Origin of the sequence: Ovoidimarina sediminis (assembly GCF_032586175.1) — a bacterium.
GTDB classification, from domain to species: domain Bacteria; phylum Pseudomonadota; class Alphaproteobacteria; order Rhodobacterales; family Rhodobacteraceae; genus Ovoidimarina; species Ovoidimarina sediminis.
The window spans coordinates 1-1,271 of the sequence record NZ_JAWHTE010000069.1 but is presented as its reverse complement, the minus strand read 5'-3'; the positions used below and the strand labels follow the sequence as shown (position 1 = coordinate 1,271).

Genomic DNA, 1,271 nt, shown 5'->3' with positions numbered 1-1,271 from the left:
GACCTCCCTTGCCTCGGGAGAAGTGAATCAGGAGCTAAAGCCTCGCTCAAGCCGAGTTTTTCAACACAATCGGCTCTCTCCAGACATCCGAGGCTTTTCGTCAGGTGACTGGTTTTCTGCGCTTTCCGGTCATCAAGGCGCGAAATCCGCCGCGAACGTCGGCTTCTCGCAGTAGCGGACGTCGATCACATCAGGCTGGATGACCGGATTGCGGGACGAAGCTGTCATAGACCTATCCACAGTCATTGAGCGTATTTATGTGGTAAATAGGTCCAGGCGACGAAGGCGAGTGCTAGCATGGCAGAGACCCTGACCGACAAGCTTCTCCTGAATCGGTGGTTCAAGACGGCAATGGGTGAAGATTATGTTGAATGGGCCGTCCAGCTGCTGCTCAGAGGCGAAGACTCGCCGTCATTGCGTGTTCTTGCTGGTCTGAATCCGAATCTGGAACGCTATGAGGTTGAACCCAACTTCCTTGAAACGTGCGACGAACTGAACATTCGCCCGCTCCCGCCAGACTGCAATCCACGAAGTGTCGTACCCCTGATCCGACGACTGCACCGATCGAATCTCATGTCGGCCAAGGAGGCGCTGGACAAGATGTCTGAACTTTATGAAGCCTCGGAATTTTCTGACCCACTTCTGGGCCTCTGGTTCATGGTTCGTGACGACTACGCGCCAGAGTTGGGCGAAGAAATTGACAGGTGGGTCGAAGACGCTTGGCCATTCTATGACCGTGCCCAAGTGCTAGAACTGCCACAAGATTTTCCGAAGTTCGTTGGGTGTGATCACTGCGGGCACATTGGGATGCCGGTGCCTTGGAACAAACTGAACCCACCCATAAAGTCGCCTATCGGTGCCGACGCTCGCCCGAAGGAGACAGTGATGCCATATGTCTGTGCCGTCTGTAACACCTGCCCGGCTAGACACATTGGACACTTCGGCATTCTAGAGAAGTATCTGTCTCGATTTAATAGCTAGGTTCGTGCGTCCACCATGGGCTCTTCCCGGTCATCCGAGCGATTGAGTCAGATGACTGATCCGCCAAGGGAACTGGTCGTTGGCGGCCGTCGAAGCACGTTTTTCGGCGGGAACTTCCGCTTATGCCGTCAGCGGACCTTCCGAAGATTGTGCTCGATGTCCGGGTTGCGGACAAACCGGTCATGCGCCAGGCAGCATACAACGGCTCTGAACGGCCGATTGTGTTGAAGAAGTCGGGTTGAGAGCCGCGAACAGATCGCGATAGCGCGTAACTGGGCCTGTCGCTCAGG

At 55.3% G+C, this 1,271-nt stretch carries 1 protein-coding gene; it reads left to right on the top strand.

The features are described from left to right. Window positions 1-297 precede the first annotated feature (297 nt). Window positions 298-981 (top strand): hypothetical protein, encoded by a 684-nt coding sequence (locus RXV90_RS25755; protein ID WP_316653285.1) that lies wholly within the window; start codon window positions 298-300, stop codon window positions 979-981. The last annotated feature ends 290 nt before the right edge of the window (window positions 982-1,271 follow it).